Origin of the sequence: Mycobacterium sp. IS-2888 (genome assembly GCF_001954215.1) — a bacterium.
GTDB lineage: Bacteria > Actinomycetota > Actinomycetes > Mycobacteriales > Mycobacteriaceae > Mycobacterium.
On record NZ_MBET01000040.1, the window covers coordinates 18,927 to 45,739 of the forward strand.

20 protein-coding genes and 1 riboswitch are annotated in these 26,813 nt (G+C 68.4%); of the genes, 12 read left to right on the plus strand and 8 right to left on the minus strand.

Going from position 1 to position 26,813, the window contains the following annotated elements:
• Window positions 1–70: 70 nt before the first annotated feature.
• Window positions 71–1,990, minus strand: coding sequence for an ABC transporter ATP-binding protein/permease (locus A5745_RS06205; RefSeq protein WP_076115479.1), 1,920 nt, complete (start codon window positions 1,988–1,990; stop codon window positions 71–73).
• A gap of 95 nt (window positions 1,991–2,085) precedes the next feature.
• Here A5745_RS06205 and A5745_RS06210 point away from each other — a divergent pair, with 95 nt between their 5' ends.
• From A5745_RS06210 to gcvP, 12 genes are all read left to right on the plus strand, one after another.
• Window positions 2,086–3,723, plus strand: a complete 1,638-nt coding sequence (locus tag A5745_RS06210) for an acetolactate synthase (protein ID WP_076115480.1) — start codon at window positions 2,086–2,088, stop codon at window positions 3,721–3,723.
• A gap of 45 nt (window positions 3,724–3,768) precedes the next feature.
• Complete coding sequence (gene secA2 / locus A5745_RS06215) at window positions 3,769–6,105, plus strand: accessory Sec system translocase SecA2 (protein ID WP_076115481.1); 2,337 nt, start codon at window positions 3,769–3,771, stop codon at window positions 6,103–6,105.
• A 126-nt stretch (window positions 6,106–6,231) separates the two neighbouring features.
• Entirely contained in the window at window positions 6,232–6,831 is a 600-nt protein-coding gene (locus tag A5745_RS06220) for a CDP-alcohol phosphatidyltransferase family protein (RefSeq protein ID WP_076115482.1), read from the plus strand.
• On the plus strand, window positions 6,824–7,747 hold the full coding sequence (locus A5745_RS06225) for a DUF881 domain-containing protein (protein WP_076058105.1): 924 nt from the start codon (window positions 6,824–6,826) through the stop codon (window positions 7,745–7,747). Before A5745_RS06220 ends, A5745_RS06225 begins: the two co-directional genes overlap by 8 nt.
• A gap of 16 nt (window positions 7,748–7,763) precedes the next feature.
• A complete protein-coding gene (locus A5745_RS06230; protein ID WP_076058102.1) occupies window positions 7,764–8,096 on the plus strand; it encodes a small basic family protein in 333 nt (110 codons plus the stop codon).
• Window positions 8,097–8,309: 213 nt separating this feature from the next.
• Entirely contained in the window at window positions 8,310–9,074 is a 765-nt protein-coding gene (locus tag A5745_RS06235; RefSeq protein ID WP_240562942.1) for a DUF881 domain-containing protein, read from the plus strand.
• Window positions 9,075–9,099: 25 nt separating this feature from the next.
• Window positions 9,100–9,498: a glycine cleavage system protein GcvH gene (gene gcvH, locus A5745_RS06240; protein WP_076058098.1), complete on the plus strand. Its 399-nt coding sequence runs from the start codon at window positions 9,100–9,102 to the stop codon at window positions 9,496–9,498.
• 195 nt (window positions 9,499–9,693) lie between these two features.
• Window positions 9,694–10,170 carry a glycogen accumulation regulator GarA gene (garA, locus tag A5745_RS06245; protein ID WP_369805035.1) on the plus strand — a complete coding sequence of 159 codons (477 nt, stop codon included), beginning with the start codon at window positions 9,694–9,696 and terminating at the stop codon, window positions 10,168–10,170.
• Complete coding sequence (locus A5745_RS06250) at window positions 10,170–10,925, plus strand: MerR family transcriptional regulator (RefSeq protein WP_076058094.1); 756 nt, start codon at window positions 10,170–10,172, stop codon at window positions 10,923–10,925. The genes garA and A5745_RS06250 overlap by 1 nt, the downstream gene beginning before the upstream one ends.
• Window positions 10,926–10,984: 59 nt before the next feature.
• Window positions 10,985–11,479, plus strand: coding sequence for a bifunctional nuclease family protein (locus A5745_RS06255; protein ID WP_076058092.1), 495 nt, complete (start codon window positions 10,985–10,987; stop codon window positions 11,477–11,479).
• A gap of 312 nt (window positions 11,480–11,791) precedes the next feature.
• On the plus strand, window positions 11,792–12,418 hold the full coding sequence (locus A5745_RS06260; RefSeq protein WP_076058090.1) for a MerR family transcriptional regulator: 627 nt from the start codon (window positions 11,792–11,794) through the stop codon (window positions 12,416–12,418).
• A gap of 52 nt (window positions 12,419–12,470) precedes the next feature.
• A riboswitch (glycine riboswitch) is annotated at window positions 12,471–12,568 on the plus strand.
• Between the two features lie 156 nt (window positions 12,569–12,724).
• On the plus strand, window positions 12,725–15,559 hold the full coding sequence (gene gcvP / locus A5745_RS06265) for an aminomethyl-transferring glycine dehydrogenase (RefSeq protein WP_076115484.1): 2,835 nt from the start codon (window positions 12,725–12,727) through the stop codon (window positions 15,557–15,559).
• Here the strand turns inward: gcvP and A5745_RS06270 are convergent.
• The 7 genes from A5745_RS06270 to gndA form a co-directional block, all read right to left on the minus strand.
• The gene (locus tag A5745_RS06270) at window positions 15,556–16,416 is read right to left on the minus strand and encodes a haloalkane dehalogenase (protein WP_076115485.1); all 861 of its coding nucleotides are present in this window, start codon (window positions 16,414–16,416) and stop codon (window positions 15,556–15,558) included. The two genes, gcvP and A5745_RS06270, sit on opposite strands and share 4 nt — an antisense overlap.
• Window positions 16,417–16,490: 74 nt before the next feature.
• Window positions 16,491–18,629: a substrate-binding domain-containing protein gene (locus A5745_RS06275; RefSeq protein ID WP_076115486.1), complete on the minus strand. Its 2,139-nt coding sequence runs from the start codon at window positions 18,627–18,629 to the stop codon at window positions 16,491–16,493.
• Between the two features lie 51 nt (window positions 18,630–18,680).
• A complete protein-coding gene (locus tag A5745_RS06280) occupies window positions 18,681–20,870 on the minus strand; it encodes a malate synthase G (protein WP_076115487.1) in 2,190 nt (729 codons plus the stop codon).
• A 290-nt stretch (window positions 20,871–21,160) separates the two neighbouring features.
• Window positions 21,161–22,204, minus strand: a complete 1,044-nt coding sequence (locus A5745_RS06285) for a hemolysin family protein (protein WP_076058080.1) — start codon at window positions 22,202–22,204, stop codon at window positions 21,161–21,163.
• Window positions 22,204–23,571 (minus strand): hemolysin family protein, encoded by a 1,368-nt coding sequence (locus A5745_RS06290; RefSeq protein WP_076115488.1) that lies wholly within the window; start codon window positions 23,569–23,571, stop codon window positions 22,204–22,206. Before A5745_RS06290 ends, A5745_RS06285 begins: the two co-directional genes overlap by 1 nt.
• Before the next feature lie 212 nt (window positions 23,572–23,783).
• Window positions 23,784–25,220, minus strand: coding sequence for a GuaB1 family IMP dehydrogenase-related protein (locus A5745_RS06295; protein WP_076115489.1), 1,437 nt, complete (start codon window positions 25,218–25,220; stop codon window positions 23,784–23,786).
• Window positions 25,221–25,273: 53 nt separating this feature from the next.
• Window positions 25,274–26,743, minus strand: coding sequence for an NADP-dependent phosphogluconate dehydrogenase (gene gndA / locus A5745_RS06300; protein WP_076115490.1), 1,470 nt, complete (start codon window positions 26,741–26,743; stop codon window positions 25,274–25,276).
• Between the last annotated feature and the right edge of the window lie 70 nt (window positions 26,744–26,813).

Sequence of the window (26,813 nt, forward strand, 5' to 3'; positions counted from 1 at the left end):
GAGTAAACCCCTGCAAATTTACAGCCTCGGCGGAACGCGCCCGCCGGGCCGGAGCCGACGCGGCGACGCGCTAGACCGGCGCCGGCTCCTTTTCCACCGGCCCGAGCCGCCACTGCCCATCGCCGAGCAGCTGGAGCTGTTTTCCGTGGTGCTGCTCCACGGTGTGCCGGTGGCTGACGCTGACCACGACGCAGTCCGGCAGCTCGCTTCGAAGTAATTGGTAGAGCGCGAATTCCAGGCCCTCGTCCAGCGCCGAGGTGGCCTCGTCGAGGAAGACCGCCCGCGGCCGGGTGAGCAAGATGCGCGCGAAGGCGACGCGCTGCTGTTCGCCGGGGGAGAGCACCTTCGCCCAATCCTGCTCCTCGTCGAGCCGGTCATAGAGCGGGGTCAACGCGACCTTGTTCAGCACGTCGCGCAGGACGCCGTCCGCGATGTTCTCGGGGGAATTCGGATAGCACACAACGGTGCGCAACGTGCCCAGCGGCACATACGGCAACTGCGACAAGAACATCGTCGCGTTGTCACCCTCCGGGCGGCACAGCGTCCCGGAGGCGTACGGCCACAGTTCGGCGAGGCTGCGCAGCAGCGTGGTCTTGCCGGCGCCGGAACGGCCGGTGATCACCAGCGCCTCGCCGCTATCCAGTTGCACGTCAAGCGAATCGATCAATTGGTCGCCGGCCGGTGTGCGCACTTCGACGCCGGCGAGCTCGACGGCCACCTCTTGACTCGGCTTGACCAGGACCGCCGGCAGTTCGCGCCCTTGCGCGTTGGCGTCGACGAGCCCGTGCAACCGGATGATCGCCGCCCGGAACGCCGCGAACGCGTCGTAGTTGTTGCGGAAGAACGACAGCGAGTCGTGAATTTCGCCGAATGAGGTCGCCGTCTGCCCGACATCGCCAAAGGCGATCTGGCCGGCGAACAGTCGCGGCGCCTGAATTATCCACGGCAGCGGCACGATTGCCTGCGACATCGACCAGTTCCATCCGTTGAAGATGATGGTCCGGCGGACGAACCTGCGGTAGTTGGTGATGACCGGGGTGAAGCGCCCCATCAGTTGCGTGCGCTCCACTCGTTCGCCGCGATAGAAGCCCACCGCCTCGGCGGCATCGCGCAACCGCACCAGCGCGTACCGGAATGCCGCGTTGAGCTTCTCGTTGTTGAAGCTGAGCCAGATCAGCGGACGCCCCAGCCAGAACGCGACGACGGTCGCGATGAAGACGTAGACCACGACGACCCAGAACATCGCGCGCGGCAGCGTGAAGCCGAAAATGTTCAGGCCGCCGGAGAGGTTCCAGAGGATCGCCGCGAACGAAATCACCGAAGCCACCGCACGCACGGCGCCGAACAACAAAGTGTTCTGCGTCTCGTTGGACGGGATGTTGGGCGTCGGACCGACCCCGGCCGTGAAGATGTCGACGTCTTGTTGGATCCGCTGATCCGGGTTGTCGATGGTGTTGTCGATGAACAGATCCCGGTAGTAGGCCCTGCCGTCGAGCCAGTCGTCGGTGAGGTGGGCGGTCAGCCAGACACGCCACGCGATGATGAAGCGCTGCGTCAGATAGATGTCGACCAGGATGCGGGCGATGAAGATGGTTGCCAACACACTGAAATGCCACAGCGACATCCAAAAGCCGTGAATACCAGAGTTTTTCACCCTGGCGTCGCCCGCCGCAATGCCTTCGAACGCGGTCTGCAGGGATGTGAACAGATCGTTGCTCTGGTAACTCAGCAGCACGGCGAGGCGCACGGACAGCAGGACCAACAGCAGCAGCACGCCCAGCATCAGCCAGACCTTGATGGCCTGCGGACCGACGAAGTAACCCCTGGTGATCCGCCAATACTGGCGGCCCCAGACCGTCACATACCTGATCACGACCAGCACGACGATCAGGCACACCGCGCTGATCGCCCAGGCTTCGCCCAGCCAGCGCAGGGAGTCATGGAGCGCAGCCGACCAGTTGATGGATTCCTTGAACGGCTTGGGGTCCAACTTCGACGTCTCCTTGCTACCGAGGCATCCGGCGGAGCCTCATGGTGGGCACTTCCCCGCGAAATTACCCGAGGCAGTGTGGATAGGCTGCCTGGATGAGCATCGACGCTCCGTCAAGCCAGACCGTGCATGCCGGCCGGCTCATCGCACGCCGGCTCAAGGCCAGCGGAATCGACACCATTTTCACGTTGTCCGGCGGCCACCTGTTTTCCATCTACGACGGCTGCCGTGACGAGGGTATCCGGCTGATCGACACCCGGCACGAGCAGACGGCGACCTTTGCCGCCGAGGGCTGGTCGAAGGTGACCAGGGTCCCCGGCGTGGCGGCGCTCACCGCTGGTCCGGGCGTCACCAACGGCATGAGCGCGATGGCGGCCGCGCAGCAAAACCAGTCGCCACTGGTGGTGCTGGGTGGCCGCGCGCCCGCTGGGCGCTGGGGCATGGGTTCGCTGCAGGAGATCGACCACGTGCCGTTCGTGGCGCCGTTGGCTCGGTTCGCGGCCACCGCGCAATCCGCCGAGGCTGCAGGGCTGCTCGTCGACGAAGCGTTGCGCGCGGCGGTCGGTGCCCCCTCGGGCGTGGGATTTGTCGACTTCCCGATGGACCACGTGTTCGCCGCATCCGAGGACCCCGGCCGCCCCGGCGCACTGGCCGACGTGGGGCCGGGCCCCGCTCCCGACGGCGCCGCGCTCGAGCGCGCCGCGGACCTGCTCGCCGCGGCACACCGGCCGGTGATCATGGCGGGCACCAACGTGTGGTGGGGGCACGCGGAGGCGGCGCTGCTGCGTCTCGCCGAGGAGCGGCAGATCCCGGTGCTGATGAACGGGATGGCCCGCGGCGTGGTGCCGGCCGACCACCCGTTGGCGTTCTCGCGGGCCCGGGCCAAAGCGCTGGGCGAGGCGGACGCGGCGCTGGTCGTCGGCGTGCCCATGGATTTTCGGCTGGGATTCGGCAAGGTGTTCGGGCCGCAGACCCGGCTCGTCGTGGCGGATCGTGCCGAACCGGCGCGCGAACATCCCCGGCCGGTCGCGGCCGGTCTCTACGGCGACCTCACGTCGATCCTGACGACGCTGGCCGGGCCGGGGGAGCATCGGGACTGGATCGCCGAGCTGCGCACGGCCGAAACCGCGGCGCGTGGCTCCGAAACAGCCGAGCGCGGCGACGATCGCACGCCGCTGCACCCGATGCGGGTGTACGCCGAGCTGGCCCCCCTGCTGGACCGCGACGCCATCGTGGTCATCGACGCCGGCGATTTCGGGTCCTACGCGGGCCGCGTGATCGACAGCTACCTGCCGGGCTGCTGGCTGGACAGCGGCCCGTTCGGCTGCCTAGGTTCCGGACCCGGCTACGCCCTGGCCGCCAAGCTGGCCCACCCCGACCGCCAGGTCGTCCTGCTGCAGGGCGACGGCGCCTTCGGGTTCAGCGGCATGGAGTGGGACACCCTGGTGCGACACAACGTGCCGGTCGTGTCGGTGATCGGCAACAACGGAATCTGGGCCCTCGAAAAGCACCCGATGGAGGCGATTTACGGCTATTCGGTGGTCGCGGAGTTGCGTCCGGGCACGCGCTACGACGAGGTGGTGCGCGCGCTGGGCGGCCACGGTGAGCTGGTGTCCGCGCCCGCCGAGCTGCGGCCCGCGCTGGAGCGTGCCTTCGGCAGCGGCCTGCCCGCCGTCGTCAACGTGCTCACCGATCCGAGCATCGCCTACCCACGCCGGTCCAACCTGGCCTGACGGCTCGTCACCGGAGGCGGCTGAGGGTTCACGTACCGTTGACCTGTGCCAAAGACCACCCGCGCTGAACCTGGCCGGCTGAGCAGCCGATTTTGGCGGCTGCTGGGCGCCAGCACCGAAAAGGACCGAAGCCGTTCGCTCGCTCAGGTGACCGCCTCGTCGGAGTACGACGAGGAAGCCGCCGGCCTCACCGACGAGCAGCTGCGTAAGGCGGCGGGACTGCTCAACCTCGACGATCTCGCCGAATCCGACGACATCGCGCAGTTCCTCGCGATCGCCCGGGAAGCCGCCGAACGGTCAACGGCGTTGCGGCCGTTCGATGTTCAGCTGCTGGGCGCGCTGCGCATGCTTGACGGCGACGTGATCGAGATGGCCACCGGTGAGGGCAAGACGCTGGCCGGGGCCATCGCGGCGGCCGGTTACGCGATCGCCGGCCGGCACGTGCACGTCGTGACGATCAACGACTACCTGGCCCGCCGCGACGCCGAGTGGATGGGGCCGCTGCTGGAGGCCATGGGCCTGACGGTCGGCTGGATCACCGCGGAGTCGACGAGCGAGGAACGCAGGGCCGCCTACGACTGCGACGTCACCTACGCCTCCGTCAACGAGATCGGCTTCGACGTGCTGCGGGACCAGCTGGTGACCGACGTTGCCGACCTGGTGTCGCCGAATCCCGATGTGGCCCTTATCGATGAGGCCGACTCCGTTCTGGTCGACGAGGCGCTGGTGCCGCTGGTGCTGGCCGGCACGACGCACCGGGAGACGCCGCGGCTGGAGATCATCAAGCTGGTCGGCGAGCTCGACGCCGAAACCGACTACGACACCGACGCCGACAGCCGCAACGTCCACCTGACCGAGGTCGGCGCGCGCAAAGTCGAGAAGGCGCTCGGCGGCATCGACCTCTACTCCGAGGAACACGTCGGCACCACGCTCACCGAGGTCAACGTGGCGCTGCACGCCCATGTGCTGCTGCAGCGCGACGTGCACTACATCGTTCGCGACGACGCCGTGCACCTGATCAACGCCGCGCGCGGCCGCATCGCCCAACTGCAGCGCTGGCCGGACGGCCTGCAGGCCGCCGTCGAAGCGAAGGAGGGCATTGAGACCACCGAGACGGGCGAGGTGCTCGACACCATCACGGTGCAGGCGCTGATCAACCGCTACACCACCGTGTGCGGGATGACCGGCACCGCGCTGGCCGCCGGTGAGCAGCTGCGCCAGTTCTACAAGCTCGGAGTGTCACCGATTCCGCCCAATGAGCCCAACATTCGCGAGGACGAGTCGGACCGGGTCTATATCACCGCCGCGGCCAAGAACGACGCGATCGTGGAGCACATCGCCGAGGTGCACGAAACCGGCCAACCGATGCTGGTCGGCACCCGCGACGTCGCCGAGTCCGAGGAGCTGCACGAACGGCTGCTGCGCCGCGGCGTGCCCGCGGTGGTGCTGAACGCGAAGAACGACGCCGAGGAGGCGCAGGTGATCGCCGAGGCCGGCAAGTACGAGTCGGTCACGGTGTCCACGCAGATGGCCGGGCGCGGAACCGATATCCGGCTCGGCGGATCCGACGAAGCCGACCACGACAGGGTCGCCGAACTGGGCGGGCTGCACGTGGTCGGCACCGGGCGCCATCACACCGAGCGGCTGGACAACCAGCTGCGCGGGCGCGCCGGACGCCAAGGCGACCCCGGCTCGTCGGTGTTCTTCTCGAGCTGGGAAGACGACGTCGTGGCGGCCAACCTCGACCGCAACAAGCTGCCCATGGAAACCGATGGGGACGGCCGGATCGTCAGCCCCAAGGCGGCCGGGCTTCTCGATCACGCCCAGCGCGTCGCCGAGGGCCGGATGCTCGACGTGCACGCGAACACCTGGCGCTACAACCAGCTGATCGCCCAGCAGCGCGCCATCATCGTCGACCGGCGAAACACGTTGCTGCGCACCACAACCGCGCGCGACGAGCTCGCCGAGCTTGCGCCCAAACGGTATGAAGAGCTGGCCAAGGCGATGCCCGAGGACGAGGCCGACGACCGCCTCGAGACGATCTGCCGGCTGATCATGCTGTACCACCTGGACCGCGGCTGGGCCGACCATCTGGCGTACCTGGCCGACATCCGCGAGAGCATTCACCTGCGCGCGCTGGGCCGGCAAAATCCGCTGGACGAGTTCCACCGGTTGGCGGTCGACGCGTTCGCCTCGCTGGCCGCGGACGCGATCGAAGCGGCGCAGCAGACGTTCGAAACCGCGAACGTGCTCGAAGAGGAGCCGGGATTGGATCTGTCGAAGCTGGCCCGGCCGACGTCGACGTGGACCTACATGGTCAACGACAACCCGCTCTCGGATGACACGCTCGCGACCCTGAGCCTGCCCGGGGTATTCCGCTAGGTCCCGATCCGGGCGCCCAACGTGCGGCCAGCCGCACGCTGGTGCCCGAGTGTGCGGCCAGCCGCACGCTCGCAGGGCGTGGTCCGCGCTGCGGACCCCATCGTCTCCCGGCTAAGGTCACGGCTCATGGAGCACGTGCCTCCGCCCGACCGGGTACTGACCGTGCCCAACTTGCTCAGCGCGATCCGCCTGGCGCTCATCCCGGTGTTCGTCTACGCGCTGGTGTTCGCGCATGCCGACGGTTGGGCGGTCGCCATCCTGATGTTCAGCGGCGCCTCCGACTGGGCCGACGGCAAGATCGCGCGGGCGCTGAACCAGTCGTCGCGGCTGGGTGTCCTGCTGGACCCGGCCGTCGATCGCCTCTACATGGTCACCGTGCCCGTCGTCATGGCGATCGCCGGCGTCCTGCCCTGGTGGTTCGTCGTCACGCTGCTGGTGCGCGACGGGCTGCTGGCCGCGAGCCTGCCCCTGTTGCGAAGCCGCGGGCTGTCGGCGCTGCCGGTGACGTACGTCGGCAAGGCCGCCACCTTCGCCCTGATGTCCGGCTTCCCGCTCGTCCTGCTGGGCACCTGGGACGCGTTGTGGAGCCGCGTGATCGGCGCCGTCGGATGGGCATTTTTGATCTGGGGCCTCTACACCTACCTGTGGGCGTTCGTGCTGTACGTCGTGCAGCTGACGTTGGTCGTGCGCCGGATGCCCACGCTCAAAGCGGGCGCGCATGGCTGAACCCGACCGCCTGCTCGGCGGCTACGACCCCAACGCCGGCCGCAGCGCCCACGAGGCGGCCCGGCCGACGCTGATACCGGTGCCGTCGCTGCTGCGCGCCCTGCTGTCGGAACACCTGGATCCCGGGTACGCCGCCGCGGCCGAAAGACGTAGCCGCACCGCCACACCCCAGCCCGCGCGGGCGCGCGTATTCGGTTGGCTCTGGCAGGCCCTGGCGGCGATGCTGGTCGCCACCGTGTTCGCCGCCGCGGTCGCTCAGGCCCGCTCGGTCGAACCCGGTGTGCGCTCCGCCCAACAGCTGCTGGTGCGCAGCGTCCGCTCGACCGAGGACACGGCCGCCCGGCTGTCCAAGCGGCGCGCCGCGCTCTCGACGCAGGTCGACGATGTCCAGCGACACGCGCTGGCCGACAACGCCGAGGGACAGCGGCTGCTCACCCGCCTGGACGCGCTCGGCCTGGCCGCGGCGAGCACCCCGATCATCGGGCCCGGCCTGACCGTCACCGTGACCGAGCCCGGTGCCAGCCCCAATCTTTCCGACGTGTCCAAACAGCGAGTGACCGGCAGCCGGCAGATCATCCTCGACCGCGACCTACAGCTCGTCGTCAACTCGTTGTGGGCCAGCGGCGCCGAAGCCATTTCGGTCGGCGGCGTTCGGATCGGGCCGAATGTAACGATCCGGCAGGCCGGAGGAGCGATCCTCGTCGACAACAACCCAACCGGCAGCCCGTACACCATCCTCGCTGTGGGGCCGCCGCGCTCGATGCGCGACGTCTTCGATGGCAGCCCGGGACGACAGCGTCTTAGGCTGCTGGAGATCTCCTACGGCGTCGGCGTCACCGTGAACGTCTCCGACGGTCTGTCGCTGCCGGCCGGGTCGGTCCGGGAAGTCAAGTTCGCCAAGCAGATTGGGCCCTAGTGAGAAAAGTCCTCGCATGATCGGTATCGCGGCGCTGGCGCTCGGCATCGTGCTGGGGTTGGTTTTCCATCCCGCCGTGCCCGAGGTCGTCCAACCGTATCTGCCCATCGCGGTGGTCGCCGCGCTCGACGCGGTGTTCGGCGGGCTGCGCGCCTATCTCGAGCGGATCTTCGATCCGAAGGTTTTCGTGGTGTCGTTCGTCTTCAACGTCTTCGTCGCGGCACTCATCGTGTACGTCGGCGATCAACTGGGCGTGGGCACGCAGTTGTCCACGGCCATCATCGTCGTGTTGGGTATACGCATTTTCGGCAACGCGGCCGCGCTGCGGCGACGGCTGTTCGGGGCATGACCGCGCCGGCGACGATGCAGTGGGGGCGCCCCCAGCCGCGCAGCGGCGAGGGGGACCAGCGATGAGGAGGAGCGGCGCTATGACCCAGGTGGGGTCAGCGTGAGCCAGGAGCCGCCAGAGGACGCCCGCGACGAAAGTCGTGACGCGCCAACCCGGCACGGCCACTCCGAAGGTGAGCACAAGGCCGACGACGCCCAGCGCGGCCGCCACGAATTGCCGTCGGACAGCCCGCGCCCCGAGATCGGGTCGGTGCGGCGGACCGGATGGTCCGGGCTGCTGCGGGCTGGGCGCTCCCGGCTCTTGTTCGGAATATTGGCGGCCCTGCTGTGCCTGGTTCTGGGGCTCGCCATCATCACCCAGGTCCGCCAGACGAAATCGGGTGACTCGCTGGACACGGCGCGGCCCGCGGACCTGTTGGTGCTGCTGGATTCGTTGCGGCAGCGCGAGGCCACGCTGAACACAGAAGTCGCCGAACTGCAGAACACACTGAATCAACTGCAGGCGTCGGGCAACACCGACCAGGCAGCGATCCAAAGCGCACAGGCCCGGCTGGCCGCGCTGTCCATTCTGGTCGGCTCCGTCGGCGCCACCGGGCCCGGCGTCACCGTCACGATCGACGACCCCGGGCCCGGGGTATCACCCGAGGCCATGCTCGACGTGATCAACGAGTTGCGTGCCGCGGGCGCCGAGGCGGTCGAGACCAACGACGCACACCAGTCGGTGCGGGTGGGCGTCGACACCTGGGTGGTGGGCACGCCCGGCTCATTGACCATCGATGGCAAGACGCTGTCGCCGCCGTATTCGATTCTGGCGATTGGCGATCCGCCCACGCTGGCCGCCGCGATGAACATTCCGGGCGGCGCCGAGGACAGCATCAAGCGCGTCGGTGCGCGGATGTCGGTGCAGCAGGCCGACCGGGTGGACGTGACGACCTTGCGGCAACCAAAACCGCACCAATACGCTCAGCCCGTCAAGTGAGCACACCAACCAGAACAGGAACACCGTGAGCGATATCCCGGCCGAGCTGCACTACACCGCCGAACACGAGTGGGTTCGCCGCAGCGGGGAAGACACGGCGCGGATCGGGATCACCGACTTCGCCCAGTCGGCACTCGGCGACGTCGTCTTCGTTCAGCTTCCCGACGTCGGGGCCGAGCTGGTCGCCGGCGAATCCTTCGGCGAAGTGGAATCGACGAAATCGGTGTCGGACCTCTACGCGCCCGTGTCGGGCAGGGTCACCGCCGTCAACGCCGATCTGGACGGCAGTCCGCAACTGGTCAACTCCGACCCGTATGGCGCCGGCTGGCTGGTGGATGTGCAGGTTTCCGACGCCGCCGGGCTCGAGTCGGCCCTCGCCACACTCCTTGACGCCGAGGCCTACCGCGGCACACTGACCGAATGACGATTGCTAATGTCCCTGCAGCCTTTCGATCGCGCAGCCGTGGGGACATCGCCGACCGGTGCGCGGTACGGTCAAACGGATCACAATGAGAACGCAGTTATCGGCAGTACGAGGCAAAGCGCCTAGTGGGGAGCCGGCCGAGCGGCCCGGTCAGACAACGCCACAGCGGCCAGTGAGGAGCAGCGCGTGACGGACATGGACTCAGGGAAAGAGCAGGACCAGAACGCTGACGAAGTCACCGTGGAGACGACTTCCGTTTTCCGTGCCGACTTCCTCAACGAACTGGACGCTCCCGCGCAAGCGGGAACCGAGAGCGCGGTATCCGGCGTCGAAGGTCTGCCCGCGGGCTCGGCTCTGCTGGTCGTCAAACGGGGACCGAACGCCGGCTCACGCTTCCTGCTCGACCAGGCCATCACGTCAGCCGGCCGGCATCCTGACAGCGACATCTTCCTCGATGACGTCACCGTGAGCCGGCGCCACGCCGAATTCAGGTTGGAAGGCAACGACTTCCAGGTCGTCGATGTTGGTAGCCTCAACGGCACCTACGTCAACCGCGAGCCGGTGGATTCGGCGGTACTGGCGAACGGTGACGAGGTGCAGATCGGGAAGTTCCGTCTGGTGTTTTTGACCGGACCCAAGCAGGGTGACGACGAGGGAGGATCTTCAGGCTAGTGAGCGCACCCGATAGCCCGGCGCTGGCCGGGATGTCGATCGGGGCGGTCCTCGAACTGTTGAGGCCGGATTTCCCCGATGTCACGATCTCCAAGATTCGCTTCTTGGAGGCCGAGGGACTGGTGACGCCGCAGCGTGCTGCCTCCGGATACCGCAGGTTCACCGCGTACGACTGTGCCCGGCTGCGCTTCATCCTTACCGCTCAGCGGGATCATTACCTGCCGCTGAAGGTGATCAGGTCGCAGCTGGACGCGCAGCCCGACGGCGAGCTGCCGCCGTTCGGATCGCCTTACGGCGTACCGCGATTGGTCTCGGTCGCCGGCAGCGATCCCGGTTCCGCCGGCGGCGAGGCCGGGTCCGATCCGGCCGCGGTGGCGCCCACCCGCATCCGGTTGAGTCGCGAAGAGCTCCTGGAACGATCCGGTGTGGACGAGGGGCTGCTGACCGCGCTGCTCAAGGCCGGGGTGATCACCACCGGTCCGGGCGGGCTGTTCGACGAGCACGCCGTGGTGATCCTGCAGTGCGCACGCGCCCTGGCCGACTACGGCGTCGAGCCGCGGCATCTGCGCGCCTTCCGGTCGGCGGCCGACCGGCAGTCCGATCTGATCGCCCAAATCGCCGGGCCGGTAGTCAAAGCCGGCAAGGCCGGCGCTCTCGATCGCGCCGACGACCTGGCGCGTGAGGTCGCGGCGCTCGCTATCACTTTGCATACCTCGCTGATCAAGTCTGCCGTTCGCGACGTTCTGCATCGCTGAGGACTAGACTTTCGTTCGATAGCTTGGCGTTCGGGTGCATGTGCGGAGGGCAGACACAGATGGGCGAAGTTCGTGTTGTCGGCATTCGCGTGGAGCAGCCGCAGAACCAGCCGGTGCTCTTGCTGCGCGAGGCCAACGGTGACCGCTATCTGCCGATCTGGATCGGCCAGTCCGAGGCGGCCGCCATTGCGCTCGAGCAGCAAGGCGTGGAACCACCCCGGCCGCTGACGCACGATCTCATCAGGGATCTCATTGCGGCGCTTGGGCATTCGCTGAAAGAGGTGCGGATCGTCGATCTGCAGGAGGGCACTTTCTACGCTGACCTGGTCTTCGACCGCAATATCACGGTGTCGGCGCGCCCCTCGGATTCGGTGGCGATCGCGCTGCGGGTCGGCGTTCCGATCTACGTCGAGGAGGCGGTGCTCGCCCAGGCCGGTCTGCTGATCCCCGACGAGAGCGACGAGGAACCCAACACCGCCGTCCGCGAAGACGAGGTGGAGAAATTCAAGGAGTTCCTCGACAGCGTGTCGCCCGACGATTTCAAGGCCACCTAAGCTGGCTATCGCCTCGGGTTTGGGAAGCCGCAGGTAGCGGCGTTCCGTCGCCGGTCCGGGCAATCCGCGGGGGCGGCCACTAGGGTGGACGGCGATATCACGGATGCATCTCATCTGCGCCCGCGATGTCGACACGCCTGGCGGATAGCGCGCCGACTCACCCCTGCGGCGGCCATACTTTGACTACGACTAAGGCGCGGCGGCTGTCGGAAAGCGTAAGCTCTCTAGCACTCGGGCCTGAGCAAACATGGCTGCGGAGGCAGCCTGCGAACGCAGCTAGTAAACGAGCGCGATCGGCGAGAGGAACGAACCGTGAGCGAGCAGCCACGTCAAGAGCAGCTAGACCTAGCTGACCACGCGGACGCCACGACCGACCACAGCGCCACCCCGCCGAGCGTGGCCGTGCAGCCCGGGCTGTTCCCCGACGATTCGGTGCCCGACGAGCTGGTCGGCTACCGGGGGCCGAGCGCGTGCCAGATCGCCGGGATCACCTACCGCCAGCTCGACTACTGGGCTCGCACGTCGCTCGTCGTTCCGTCGATCCGCAGCGCGGCGGGCTCCGGCAGCCAGCGGCTCTACTCCTTCAAGGACATCCTGGTGCTCAAGATCGTCAAGCGCCTGCTCGACACCGGGATCTCGCTGCACAACATCCGCGTCGCGGTCGACCATCTGCGCCAGCGCGGTGTCCAGGATCTGGCCAACATCACCTTGTTCTCCGACGGCACCACGGTTTACGAGTGCACCTCGGCCGAAGAGGTCGTCGACCTGCTGCAGGGCGGCCAGGGCGTGTTCGGCATCGCGGTGTCCGGCGCGATGCGCGAGCTGACCGGTGTCATCGCGGACTTCCCCGGCGAGCGCGCCGACGGCGGCGAATCGATCGACGCCCCGGAGGACGAGCTGGCGTCCCGGCGCAAGCACCGCGACCGCAAGATCGGCTAGCACCGCGCGCTCGCGGGTAATTGGGGGCGGCCGAGTAAGCTGGGGCACGCATCGCCCTCGCGCGGGAGAGTTCCGTGATTGCCAGTCACGGACGCCGAAGGAGCAACACCTCTCCGTCAACCTCTCAGGCACCCGGACCGCGCAAGACAACGATGCCTCTGGAAAGCGGTGCGACTGGCAGCGGTCGCACCCGCCGATGGGGAAAGGCGCCGAGCGCACCGGCGCCGAATCTCTCAGGCACCCGGCGACCGGGTGAAGACAGAGGGAGAGGGCCGCTCGTCCCTCTGCCCTGTCAGGAGTTCGCCAGTGTCCGACCAGTCAACGTTCGCCGCCCGGCACATCGGCCCCGATAGCCCGGCCGTCGCGGCGATGCTCGCCGTCATCGGTGTCGACTCGCTCGACGAGCTGGCGGCCAAAGCGGTCCCGACCGGCATTCTCGACAAGCTTGCCGACGGCGCCGCGCCGGGTCTGGACGCGTTGCCGCCGGCAGCGAGCGAGGCCGAGGCGCTGAGCGAGCTGCGGGCGCTGGCCGACGCCAACACCGTCGCGGTGTCGATGATCGGGCAGGGCTACTACGACACGCTGACGCCGCCGGTGCTGCTGCGCAACATCATGGAGAACCCCGCCTGGTACACGGCCTACACGCCGTATCAGCCCGAGATCAGCCAGGGCCGGCTCGAAGCGCTGCTGAACTTCCAGACCATGGTTGCCGACCTCACCGGCCTCGAGGTTGCCAACGCGTCGATGCTCGACGAGGGCACCGCGGCCGCCGAGGCGATGACGTTGTTGCATCGGGCCGCTCGTGGCGCGGCCAACCGGCTGGCCGTCGACGTCGACGTCTTCGCCCAGACCGCCGCGGTGCTGAGCACCCGAGCCAAGCCGCTGGGCATCGAGATCGTGACCGCCGACCTGCGCGATGGCCTGCCCGACGGCGAATTCTTCGGTGTGATCGCCCAGCTCCCGGGTGCCAGCGGCCGGATCACGGACTGGTCGGCTTTGGCCCAGGAGGCGCACGACCGCGGCGCGCTGGTCGCCGTCGGCGCCGACCTGTTGGCCCTCACGTTGATCACGCCGCCCGGCGAGATCGGGGCCGACGTCGCGTTCGGCACCACCCAAAGATTCGGTGTCCCAATGGGATTCGGCGGTCCACACGCCGGATACCTGGCCGTGCACGCCAAGCACGCCCGCCAGCTGCCGGGCCGGCTGGTCGGGGTGTCGGTGGACGCCGACGGATCCCCGGCCTACCGGCTCGCGCTGCAGACCCGCGAACAGCACATCCGCCGGGACAAGGCGACCAGCAACATCTGCACCGCCCAGGTGCTGCTGGCGGTGATGGCCGCCATGTACGCCAGCTACCACGGCGCCGACGGCCTGACCGAGATCGCGCGGCGGGTGCATGGCCACGCCGAGGCGATCGCCGCCGGGTTGGGCTCGGCAGCCAACACGGCGCTGGTGCACGACAAGTACTTCGACACCGTGCTGGCGCGCGTTCCCGGGCGCGCCGACGCGGTGATCGCCGCGGCCAAAGCCAAGGGCATCAACCTGTGGCGCGTCGACGCCGACCACGTGTCGGTGGCCTGCGACGAGGCCACCACCGCCGAGCATGTCGCGATTGTGCTGGACGCATTCGGGGTTCAGGCCGCCGAGCCGGTGTGCGCGGGCATCGCGACCCGCACCTCGGGGTTCCTCACCCATCCCGCGTTCACGCAATACCGCACCGAGACGGCGATGATGCGCTATCTGCGCATGCTGGCCGACAAGGATATTGCGTTGGACCGCAGCATGATTCCGCTCGGATCCTGCACGATGAAACTCAACGCCGCCGCCGAGATGGAGCCGGTCACCTGGCCGGAATTCGCTCGGCTGCATCCGTTCGCCCCGCCATCCGACAGCGCTGGATTGCGGCGTCTCATCGCCGACCTGGAGAGCTGGCTGGTGCAGATCACCGGATACGACGCGGTCTCGCTGCAGCCCAACGCCGGCTCGCAGGGCGAGTACGCCGGCCTGTTGGCGATTCACGACTACCACGCCGACCGCGGCGAACCGCACCGCGACATCTGCCTGATCCCGTCCAGCGCGCACGGCACCAACGCCGCGTCGGCGGCATTGGCCGGGCTGCGGGTGGCGGTGGTGGCCTGCCGCGACAACGGCGACGTCGACCTCGACGACCTGCGCGCGAAGGTCGCCGAGCACGCGGACCGGCTGGCGGCGCTGATGATCACCTACCCGTCGACCCACGGCGTGTACGAGCACGACATCGCGGACATCTGCGCGGCCGTGCACGACGCCGGCGGCCAGGTGTACATCGACGGCGCCAACCTCAACGCGCTGGTCGGCCTGGCGCGGCCGGGCAAATTCGGCGGCGACATCAGCCACCTGAACCTGCACAAGACGTTCTGCATCCCGCACGGCGGCGGCGGGCCCGGCGTCGGGCCGGTGGCGGCGCGCTCGCACCTGGCCAAGTACCTGCCCGGTCACCCCTACGCGCCCGAACTACCTGGCGGCCGGCCGGTTTCGTCGGCGCCGTACGGGTCGGCCTCGATCCTGCCGATCACGTGGGCGTACATCCGGATGATGGGCGCCGACGGATTGCGGGCGGCGTCGCTGACCGCCATCGCGTCGGCCAACTACATCGCCCGGCGGCTCGACGAATACTTCCCGGTGCTCTACACCGGCGAGAACGGCATGGTCGCCCACGAATGCATCCTGGACCTGCGCGGCATCACCAAGTCGACCGGCGTCACCGTCGACGATGTCGCAAAACGATTGGCGGACTACGGTTTCCACGCGCCCACCATGAGCTTCCCGGTGGCCGGCACGCTGATGGTGGAGCCAACCGAGAGTGAGAGCCTGACCGAAGTCGACGCCTTCTGCGAGGCCATGATCGCCATCCGCCGCGAGATCGACCGGGTCGGCAAGGGGGAGTGGCCCGTGGACGACAACCCGTTGCGGGGCGCCCCCCACACCGCCGAGTGCCTGGTGGTCTCCGATTGGGATCATCCGTACACCCGCGAACAGGCCGCTTACCCGCTCGGCAAGGCATTCCGGCCCAAGGTGTGGCCCCCGGTGCGTCGCATCGATGGCGCCTACGGCGACCGCAACCTGGTCTGCTCCTGCCCGCCGGTGGAGGCTTTCGTCTAGCCGAATCGGTCGGCGATTGCCGCGGCGATTCGTTCGGGCTCGTCCTCCTGGATGTAATGCTTGGCGTCGGGCAGCTCGACCAGGACGTGGTCGGGAAAGGTCGCCCGCATCCGCGGGATGTTCGGGCCCGGCGGAAACGCGACGTCCTTCATGCCCCACACCAGCAGCGCGGGCTTGGCGCCCAGCGTGGCCGGCACGTCCGCGGCAAGCCGTCCCAGCAGCGGGTGGGCGGCCAGGATCTGCTTGGGCATCTCGGCAACGCCTTTTCGCGCCTCGGCGTTGGGCTGCACGCCGCGGTAGTGCGCCATCACGGCGTCGCTGGGTCGTCGCGCCGTTCCCGCCGGGATCAGCCGTTCGACGAAGAAGTTGTGCCGCAGGATCGCGTACTGCATGGGCGGACTGCCCATGACCCTGCTGAAGACCTTCGTCGCGAAGGTTTCCGCCGGCCAGAACCAGGTGTTGCCCAGCACCACCCCGCGCACCCGGTCGGCGCGTTCGACCGCGACGGCCATGCTGATAGGCCCGCCCCAGTCCTGGCCCATGCTCACGTACCCGTCCAGGCCGAGGTGGTCGACGAATTCGCCGACGACCCGTGCGTGCTCGTCGATTTTGTAGCCGAATCCCTCCGGCCGATCCGAGAGCCCGAAACCGAGGTAATCCGGTGCGATGCAACGGAAGCGGTCGCGCAGCGCGACGATGATGTCGCGGTACAGGAAGCTCCAGGTCGGGTTGCCGTGGCAGAACAGGATCGGTGGCCCGGCCCCCTCGTCCACGTAGTGCATGCGGCCGCGCGAGCTGTCGAACCAGCGCGACTCAAACGGGTACAGCTGTGGGTCGGGCGTGAAATCGATGCGCATTACCCCTCCTCCGATGGCGCTCCCGATCGTATGCCCGCACTATGACATCTCCGAGGGTCAGAGATTGGGTAGTGCTAGCCCAGGTATTGGGTGATCGCCGTGGCGAGGTCCGGGGAGCTCGACGTCGAAAGGTTCTGGTAGCTGCCGCCGCTGAGCTGGGCGACGGCTTCCCACGTCGCACGGTCGGGGTCCGCGCCGAAGTCGATGACGTTGACCGCGATCGGTTTGGCCGGGTCGGCGCCGGTGCGGATGAAATTCTGCAGCCCCGCGCCGTCCAGGGATTGGTCCGTATGCGGCCCCGCCGTGATCACTAGTATCGAATTAGGTTGTCCAGCAACATATTTGGCTTGCATCTCCTGGTAGAGCATGCGCAGCGTGGTGAACGACACCGCACCGCCGGCCGATGCGGATTGCTTGTCCAGCGCCGCGGTCAGCGCGGCCGAGCGGGGCTGGCCGTTGACCGGGTCGGACAGCGGCCCGGCCGCAACCTCCGATCGGCCCTCGCGCCCGTCGAAAGTCCACAGGCCCACGACGGCGGTGGGCGGCAGCGCCTTGATCCGGTCGCTCAGCGCGCCGATCACGTTGGCCAGCCGCGACTTTCCGCCCTCCTCGCTGGGCATCGACTGGTCGAGCATGATCGTCGCGGCCAAGCCGCTCGACGGCGCGGCCATGGCGTCGGCCAGCGTGGCGCGCAGCGAATCATCGCCCACCGACAGCGTGGAAGGCAGCGCGGGGAAACCGGTCACCGCGCTGGCCGGCGGCTTGACGCCGTTGACCCGGAAGCCGGCCTTGGCCAGCTTCGCGAGTTGCTCGGGCCTGCGCATGAAGTGGGTGAACTCGCTGGCCGCCGAGCTCTGTTCGTGCGTGAGCCACGAGCCGCTGAGCAACACGGTGGGGTAGTCGGCGACGGCCGCCGGCCCGGGCGGTAGCCAGGAACCCAGCGCGTTCTTGGCGTCCGGCAGCGACTGGCCGCGCTGGAACAGCTGCTGCTCGGTGGTGACGACGGCGTGCACCGGCGCGGACGCCGGGTCACCCGGCTTGAGCAGCGTGTTCATCGCCTCCGTCAGCGAGTTGTCCGCCAATTTCGGTTGGGCGCTGGTCAGGCTGCGCAGGGCGGCGGTGCCCTGGATCGCGGGTGCGCCGGCGGGCGCCGAAGCGGCCGCCACCGCCTCGCCGGCGAGGTAGGCGGCGTCGCTGTTGCCGTTGGTCGGCAAGGCCAGCCGCAGCGATCCCCACGCGGGCAGGTTCAGGCCCGCCAACGCGTTCGGATTGGTTTGCAGGCCGGGCAGCGTGGCCCAGCTCTGATTGGCCAGGGCCGGCTGCAGCTCGGGCCGCACGGCGAGCATCACGGGCGAGCTCACCAGCGACCGGCTGTCGCTGATCGTTTTCTGGCCCGCGGCCGCGGAGAGCCGCGCCGCCGACACGGAGCTGGCCGGGATCCACAACGCCGGCTGGCCGCCCAGCTCGGCCGGCCATTTGCCGACGAAGCCGGCGACGACCGCGTCGGAGCCGGCGGGTTTGACACTGACCTGCATGCAGTGGTCACCGACCGGACCCGCCGTCGAGTTGTAGCTATCCGCGAACTGCTGCACCGGATCGGCCAGCGACGGGTCGACGACGACGGCGACCGTCTCCTTGCCTCCGACGCAGCGTGCGGCGGCCGTGTGCGAGCGGTGGGATAACACGTCGCCGAAGAAGCTCCACAGGATCACGGTGCCCACCACCACCACGACGGCGACGAGGGCGATGATGACGCCGATGCTGACCCCGCGTCGCCCGCCGGCGCTGCGGTGACCGCCGCGCCAGTCGCCGAGTCCGCGGTGGCCGCCGGTCGGCGGATCCGATCGCTCCGCGCTCGCCGTTGGGGGCGGAAAATCCGGGTACTCGCCGGCGGGATCGACGGCGAAGGCGTCGTCCGCGGGGTAGGCATCCGCCTCGTCCGCGGGGTAGGCATGCCCTTCGTCCGCGAATTCCTCTTCGGCGTAGTCGTCCTCGGCGGCGCCGAAGTACTCCTCGTCGGCGTAGTGACCCGCGTCCCGGTAGCGGCGGTAGTCGCTGAAGCCGCCCGGCGTGTCGGTTTCCTGGCCCGGCCTCAGATGACGGCCGCTGTCCTCGCCGGCGTCCAGATCATCGTCGTACAGATCGTCGGCAACGTAATCGTCGACGGGCTCGTCGCCGGAGTCTTCGGGGTCGGGCAAACTGTGCCTACCCATGCCGGTGCGCGCCGCCTTTCCGTCGAACCATCACATGACCCTGTTGTGGACTCAGCCGCCTGCCGCGCGGGCTTTGAATTCCCGCCGACGCCGGTGCAGGATCGGCTCCGTGTAACCGTTGGGCTGCTGCCCTCCGGCCAGGATCAGCTCCTGCGCGGCCTGGAAGGCGATGTTGTCGTCGAAGTTCGGCGCCATCGGCTGATAGGCCGCGTCCCCGGCGTTCTGCTGGTCCACCATCGGGGCCATGCGTTCCAGGCCGGCGCGGACGTCTTCTTCGGTGATAACGCCGTGGCGCAGCCAGTTGGCCAGCAGCTGGCTGGAGATGCGCAGCGTGGCGCGGTCCTCCATGAGCGCCACGTTGTGGATGTCGGGAACCTTCGACGACCCGACGCCCTGGTCGATCCAGCGCACCACGTAGCCCAGGATGGACTGGCAGTTGTTGTCGACCTCCTCGCGGATCTCCTCCGGCGCCCAGGCCAGCTCCTTGGCCAGCGGAATGGTCAGCAACTGGTCGATGTCGGTGCGCTTCTTGCCGGCCAGTTCCTTCTGCACCTCGATGACGTCGACCTTGTGGTAGTGCAGCGCGTGCAGGGTGGCCGCGGTGGGCGAGGGCACCCAGGCCGTGCTGGCCCCGGCGCGGGGTTGGCCGATTTTCTGCTCGACCATGTCGGCCATCAGCTCGGTCATGGTCCACATGCCCTTGCCGATCTGGGCGTGACCGGCGAAGCCGGCGGCCAGGCCGGTGTCGACGTTGTTGTCCTCGTAACCCAGGATCCACGGTTGGCTCTTCATGGTGCCCTTGCGCACCATGGGCCCGGCCTCCATCGAGGTGTGGATCTCGTCGCCGGTGCGATCCAGGAAACCGGTGTTAATAAAAACGATCCGGTCGGTGACGGCCTTGATGCAGGCCTTCAGGTTCAGGGTGGTGCGCCGCTCCTCGTCCATGACGCCGACCTTCAGCGTGGTCTGCGGCAACCCCAGCACGTCCTCGACGCGGCTGAACAGCTCGGCGGTGAACGCGACCTCGTCGGGGCCGTGCATCTTCGGCTTCACGATGTAGATGGACCCGGTGCGGCTGTTCGTCAGCGGCCCGTTGGCGTCGCTGGCCTTGAGGCCGTGTATCGCGCTCACGCCGGTGAACAGCGCGTCCATGATGCCCTCGTACACCTCGTTGCCGTCGGCGTCGACGATCGCGTCGTTGGTCATCAGGTGCCCGACGTTGCGGACGAATAGCAGTGCGCGCCCGGGCAATACAAGCTCGCCGCCGTCGGGGGTGCTGTAGTGGCGGTCCTGGTTGAGGACCCTGGTGAACGTCTCGCCGTCCTTGTCGACCTGCGCGGACAGGTCGCCCTTGTTCAGGCCCAGCCAGTTGCGGTAGGCGGCGACCTTGTCGTCGGCATCGACGGCGGAGACGGCGTCCTCGAAGTCGATGATGGTGGTCACCGCCGACTCGAGGACCACGTCCTTGATCCCGGCCGCGTCGGTCTTGCCGATCGGCGACTCGGGGTCGATCAGGATCTCGATGTGCAGCCCGTGGTTGACCAGCAACACCGACCAATCGGGGGAGCCCAGTTCGCCGCTGTACCCCACGAATTGCTCCGGCCGGGCCAACCCCGTGGAATCCGGGCCGCTGGTGATCTTCAGCTGGCCGTCGTCGATGCTCACGCCCGTCGCTTCCGCCCACGAGCCCGACGAGAGCGGCACCGCCTCGTCGAGGAACCTGCGCGCGTAGGCGATCACCTTGTCGCCGCGGATTCTGTTGTAGCTCGTGCCCTGCTCGGCGCCGTCGGTTTCGGGGATGACGTCGGTGCCGTAGAGGGCGTCGTAGAGGGAACCCCAGCGGGCGTTGGCCGCGTTGAGCGCAAACCGCGCATTGGTCACCGGCACGACCAGCTGCGGGCCAGCGGTCGTGGTGATCTCGTCGTCGACACCGGAGGTGGTGATGCTGAAATCGGCGGGTTCGGGCTGCAGATAACCGATTTCGGCGAGGAACTCGCGGTATGCGTCGACGTCGATCGGCTCGATGACGCGGTGCCGATGCCACTTGTCGATCTGGGCCTGCAGCTCGTCGCGCCGCCGCAGCAAATCCTGATTCTGCGGGGTGAGGTCGGTGACGACCTTGTCCACGCCGGCCCAGAAGCTGTCGGGGTCGATATCGGTGCCGGGCAGGGCCTCGTTGTTCACGAAGTCGTAGAGCACTCGGGCGACGCGCAAGTTGCCCACCGACACGCGATCAGTCATGTTTCTCCTCCAAAATGGCCTCATTGGACGCCAGTGGCTACTTCGTCAGCCTACCGGCCGGCAGCCCGAGCGAGCGTATCCGCCCTACCCGCAATCGCAGGTCAGGCGCGCGAACAGCTCCGCCCATGGCGCCGGGGCGGACCTTGAGAACCGCTTTCTGGCAACGCATGTACTGCTGGCCAAGACCGTGAGCCCGCCAGCACGCTAGTGTGTCGGCGGCCGTTCAATCATACGGGCCATGGGCCGCGCCCTTCGCCAGGCGGCCCGCGAGCGGCGTCACGTCGGGTCTTTCACGATGCGTCGCGCATACTGCCGACCAGGTCCTCGACCAGATCCTCCATCGCCACCATCGCGACCACGTCGCCGCTGCCGTTCGTCACCAGCGCGAGATGGCTGTTACTGCGCCGCATCCGCGACAGCGCGTCGGCGAGCGGCAATGACGTGGGTACGCGCGGCAGCGGGCGCACCAACGCCAGGTCGATCACGGTCTCCGGATCGTCGTTGAGCGTCAGCACATCCTTGATGTGGAGGTAGCCGATGAATTTTCCGTCGCGCGCCGTGACTGGAAAGCGGGAGTAGCCGGTCTGCGCCAGAGCTCGCTCGACGGCGCCGACCTTCGGGCCCGAACCGGCCGCGTCCACTGACAACGCTCGCACGTCCGCCAGGGGTACGGCCACGTCGCCGACTACCCGGCTGCCGATCTGCAGCGCGCGGGTCAGCCTGCTGTGCTCTTCGGGATCCAGCAGGCCCTCGGACACCGATTCGGCGATCATCTCGCTGAGCACGACGGGGGAGACCGCGATGTGCAGCTCGTCCTTGGGCTCCACGCCCAGGGCGCGCAGTATCGCGTTGGCGCATTTGTTGTAGAACACGATGAACGGTCGGGCGGCGCGCACGTAGGCCAGGTAGGGCGGGACCAGCAGCATGGCCGTGCGTTCCGGGCCGGCCAGCGCGATGTTCTTGGGCACCATCTCGCCCAGCAGCACGTGCAGCGTCACCACCATCGCCAGCGCGATCGCGAACGACAGCGTGTGCAGCAGCGTCGGGTTCATGTGGGCGAGCCCGAGCCCTCGCCGCAGCAGGTTCGCGACCGCCGCCTCACCGATCCGGCCCAGCAGCAGCGATGCCACGGTGACGCCCAACTGGGCGCCGGCCAGCATCGACGACAGCTGTTCACCGGCCCGGATCACCGTGACCGCGCGCGCCTTGCCCTGTTCGGCCAGCGCTTCGAGGCGGTCGCGCCGCGCCGAGATGAGCGAGAATTCCGCGCCGACGAAGAACGCGTTCGCCCCGATCAGCAGGATCGCGAGCACCACTCCCAGCGTGTCGTTCATCAGTGGCCAAGCCCCATCGCCGGTTCGGCGTGGCCGCGCAGTTCGGTCAGCTCGAGCAGATCGATGCGCCGGCCGTCCATCCGCACGACGGTTGCGCGCCAGGGTATCGACGCGTCGGGCAGGCCGTCCGGGTCCAGAGCGGTCAGCTCGACCGTTTCCCCGACCACCGGGATATGACCGATTTCGCGAAGCACCAGACCGCCGATGGTCTCGTAGGGCCCCTCGGGTGCGCGATACCCGATGGCGGCGGCCACCTCGTCGATGCGCAGCAGACCCGACACCCGCCAACCGCCGCCGGCGGCATAGACGTCGGGCGTGGCGTCGTCGTGTTCGTCGCGGACGTCGCCCACGATCTCCTCGATCAGGTCCTCGACGGTCACCATGCCCGCCGTGCCGCCGTATTCGTCGACGACCATCGCGGTCTGCAGGGGGTTGGCGCGGATCTCGGCCATCACGGCGTCGCCGTCCAGCGTCGACGGGACCACCGGGACCGGCTGGGCGACCGTCGCCAGCGGCGTACTCGGGCGATCGGCCCGCGGAATCTTGAAGACCTGCTTGACGTGCACGATCCCGACGGTCTCGTCGAGATCGCCGGCGACGATCGGGAAGCGGGAGAACCCCGACTCGGCGGCCGCGGCGACCAGGTCGCTGAGCGTGTCGTCGGTCTGCAACGCGACGATCTTGGACCGCGGCGTCATCAGCTCCTCGGCGGTGAGGGCACCGAACTGCAACGATCGGCGCACCAGCGCGGCGGTGGCGGGGTCCAGCGAGCCGCTGCGCGCCGAGGTACGCACCAGCGACAGCAGCTCCTGCGGCGAGCGGGCCGAGCGCAGCTCCTCGGCCGGTTCGATGCCCAGCTCGCGCACGATCCAGTTCGCCGTGCCGTTCATCAGCCGGATCGCCGGGGTGAGCAGCAGCGAGAACAGCAGCTGGACGGCGACGACGGCGCGCGCGGTGGTCAGCGGCCGCGCGACCGCGAGGTATTTGGGGACCAGCTCGCCGAACACCATCGACACCGACGTCACGATCACCATCACCAGAAACGCCATGACCGCGTCGCCCACCCGGTCGGGAATGCCCATCGCGTCGAACCACGGATGCGGCAGATCGGCCACCATGGGTTCGGTCAGGTACCCGGTCACCAGCGTGGTGATGGAAATGCCGATCTGGGCACCCGAGAGCTGGAACGACAGCCTGTTCTGGGCGCGTTGGATCAGGCGATCGCGGCGGCCGCCGCGGCGCGCGTTGGCCTCGACGGTGGCGCGGTCCAGCGCGGTCAGCGAGAATTCGGCCGCGACAAACACGCCGTTGCCGAAGATGAGCACCGCGATGGCCAGCACGCTGACGACGGTGACGGTGACGTTCATGGCGGGGCTCGGTTATCGCGCTGGCGTCGCCGGTCGGACCGGGGCCGCGGCGGGGAGTCGCCGCTCCGCCCGGAAGGCCCCCGGCTGCAACGGGGCCTCGGCGGGTGCCTGCGGCACGTCATCCCTCTCGCTCTAGTACGGTTCCGGGCCGCGCACGCTTTGCTGCGGCCCGCAAGGTTCCAGGACTTCACATGGTAGCGAAAACGGCGGCGTCACCAGCCCAGCGGCAGTGGGTGTCCCTCGGCGAATCCGGCGGCGGATTGCACGCCGACGACGGCCCGTTCGTGCAGCTCCGCCAGGTTCGAGGCGCCGACATAGGTGCAGGTGCTGCGCACGCCCGAGGTGATGTGGTCGATCAGGTCCTCGACGCCGCCGCGGTCCGGGTCCAGCCCCATTCGTGACGTCGAAATGCCTTCCTCGAACAACGCCTTGCGGGCGCGATCGAACTCGGTGTCGGCGGCGGTGCGGGCCACCACCGCCCGCTTGGACGCCATGCCGTAGCTCTCCTTGTACGGCTGCTCGTCGCGATCGCGCATCAGGTCGCCGGGCGACTCGTAGGTTCCGGCGAACCATGAACCGATCATGACGTTCGACGCCCCGGCGGCCAGCGCCAGCGCCACGTCCCGCGGATGCCGGATCCCGCCGTCCGCCCACACGTGGCCACCGAGTTGCCTTGCCGCAGAGGCGCATTCGAGCACCGCGGAGAACTGCGGCCGGCCGACCCCGGTCATCATCCGGGTGGTGCACATGGCCCCCGGACCGACACCGACCTTGACGATGTTCGCCCCGGCGCTCAGCAGGTCCCGGGTGCCCTCCGCCGACACCACGTTTCCCGCGGCCAGCGGGACACCCAAGTCCAGCGATGCGACCAGTTTGATCGCCTCCAGCGTCTTGACCTGATGCCCGTGTGCGGTATCGATGACCAGCACATCGACGCCGGCTTCGACGAGGGAGCGGGCCTTGGCCCCCACATCGCCGCTGATGCCCACGGCCGCGCCGATGCGCAGCCGCCCGCCTGCATCGGTGGCCGGGGTGTACAGGCCGGTTCGCAGCGCCCCGGTGCGGGTGAGCACCCCCGCGAGCGTGTCGTCCGGGTTGGTCACCAGCGCGACCTCGATCGGGGCGTGCTCGAGCAGATCGAAGATCTTGCGCGGATCGGTTCCGATCGGGGCGCTGACGAAGTCACGGGTGGCGACGTCGCGCACCCGGGTGAAGCGGTCGATGCCGTGGCACGACGATTCGGTCACCAGACCGATGGGCCGCCCCTCGAAGACCACCACGGCCACGCCGTGCGCGCGCTTGTGGATCAGCGCTACCGCGTCGGACACCGAATCGTCGGGCGCCAGCATCACCGGGGTGTCGAGGACGAGATCGCGGCTCTTGACGAATTCCACCGTCTGCTGCACCGCGGTGATCGGAAGGTCTTGCGGCAGAATCACAATGCCGCCGCGCCGCGCCACCGTCTCGGCCATCCGCCGCCCGGCGACGGCGGTCATGTTGGAGACCACCACCGGGATGGTGGTGCCGGAGCCGTCGCCGGTGGACAGATCGACGTCGAACCTCGACGCGACGTCGGAACTGTTCGGCACGATGAAGACGTCGTTGTAGGTCAGGTCGTACCCGGGTCGGTGCCCGTCCAGAAATCTCATCGCTCTCGCCCCACCGTCTGCAGCCCCCGCTAGGCCATGTTAGTTGGCGCGGGCTAGGCGGGTACTTCGCTGCGGTCGCCGCTCCACAGGGTGTGGAACTTCTTGCCGGGGTCCTCGTCGATGCGGCCGTAGGTATGCGCTCCGAAGAAATCGCGCAGCCCCTGGGTCAGGGCGGCCGGCAGCCGCTCGGTGCGCAGCGCGTCGTAATACGACAGCGCCGAGGAGAACCCCGGGATCGGGATACCCAACTGCGTGGCGGTAACCACCACCCGGCGCCAGCCGTCAATGGCCGCCTCGATGGCGCTGCGGAAATACGGCGCCACGATCAGCGTGGGCAGCTCGGGATCGGAGTCGTACGCCTCCTTGATCCGGTTGAGGAACTTGGCCCGGATGATGCACCCGCCGCGCCAGATGGTCGCGAGATCGCCGGGCGTGATGCCCCACTCGTACTCGGCGCTGCCGGCCTGAATCTGATTGAAGCCCTGGGCATAAGCGATGATCTTCGACGCGTACAACGCCTGCCGGACGTCCTCGACGAATTGCTTTGCATCGCTTGGCTTTTCGCCCAGCTGGCCGGACGCCAGCCCGGTGGTGGCCTTGCGCTGGGTCACCGAACCCGACAGCGCGCGGGCGAACACCGCCTCGGCGATCCCCGTGACCGGCACGCCGAGGTCCAGCGCCGACTTCACCGTCCAGCGGCCGGTGCCCTTCTGCTCGGCCTCGTCGAGGATCACGTCCACCAGCGGCTTGCCGGTCTTGGCGTCGTTTTGGCGCAGCACCTTTGCCGTGATCTCGACCAGGAAGCTGTCCAGATCGCCCTTGTTCCACTCGTCGAACACGCCGGCGATCTCCTCGGCGGTCTTGCCGAGGCCGTCGCGCAGCAGCTGGTAGGCCTCGCCGATCAGTTGCATGTCGGAGTACTCGATGCCGTTGTGCACCATCTTGACGAAGTGCCCCGCGCCGTCGGGCCCGATGTGGGTGCAGCACGGCACGCCGTCGACGTGCGCGGAGATCTCCTCGAGCAGGGGTCCCAGCGACGTGTAGGACTCGGCGGGCCCGCCCGGCATGATCGACGGCCCGTTCAGCGCGCCCTCCTCGCCGCCGGAGATGCCGGCACCGACGAAGTGCAGCCCGCGTTCGCGCATCGCCTTCTCCCGGCGGATGGTGTCGGTGTAGAGCGCGTTGCCACCGTCGATGATGATGTCGCCCTTTTCCATCGCGTCGGCGAGCTGATCGATGACGGCGTCGGTCGGATCGCCGGCCTTGACCATGATCAGCACGCGGCGCGGCTTCTCGAGCGCGTCCAGGAATTCCTCGATGGTCTCCGATCGCACGAACTTGCCCTCGTCACCGTGCTCGGAGAGCAGCGCGTCGGTCTTGGCGACGGATCGGTTGTGCAGGGCCACCGTGTAGCCGTGCCGGGCGAAGTTGCGGGCGATGTTCGAGCCCATGACGGCCAGGCCGGTGACGCCGATCTGCGCGGTGCCGGTCTTGGAATTCGGCTGGGAATCCGACGAACTCATGTCCTGCCTTTCAGTTAGGCCTCGCCGGTTGGAGAACCGGGTTGGAGAACACTGTGGCACAGCGGAGTGG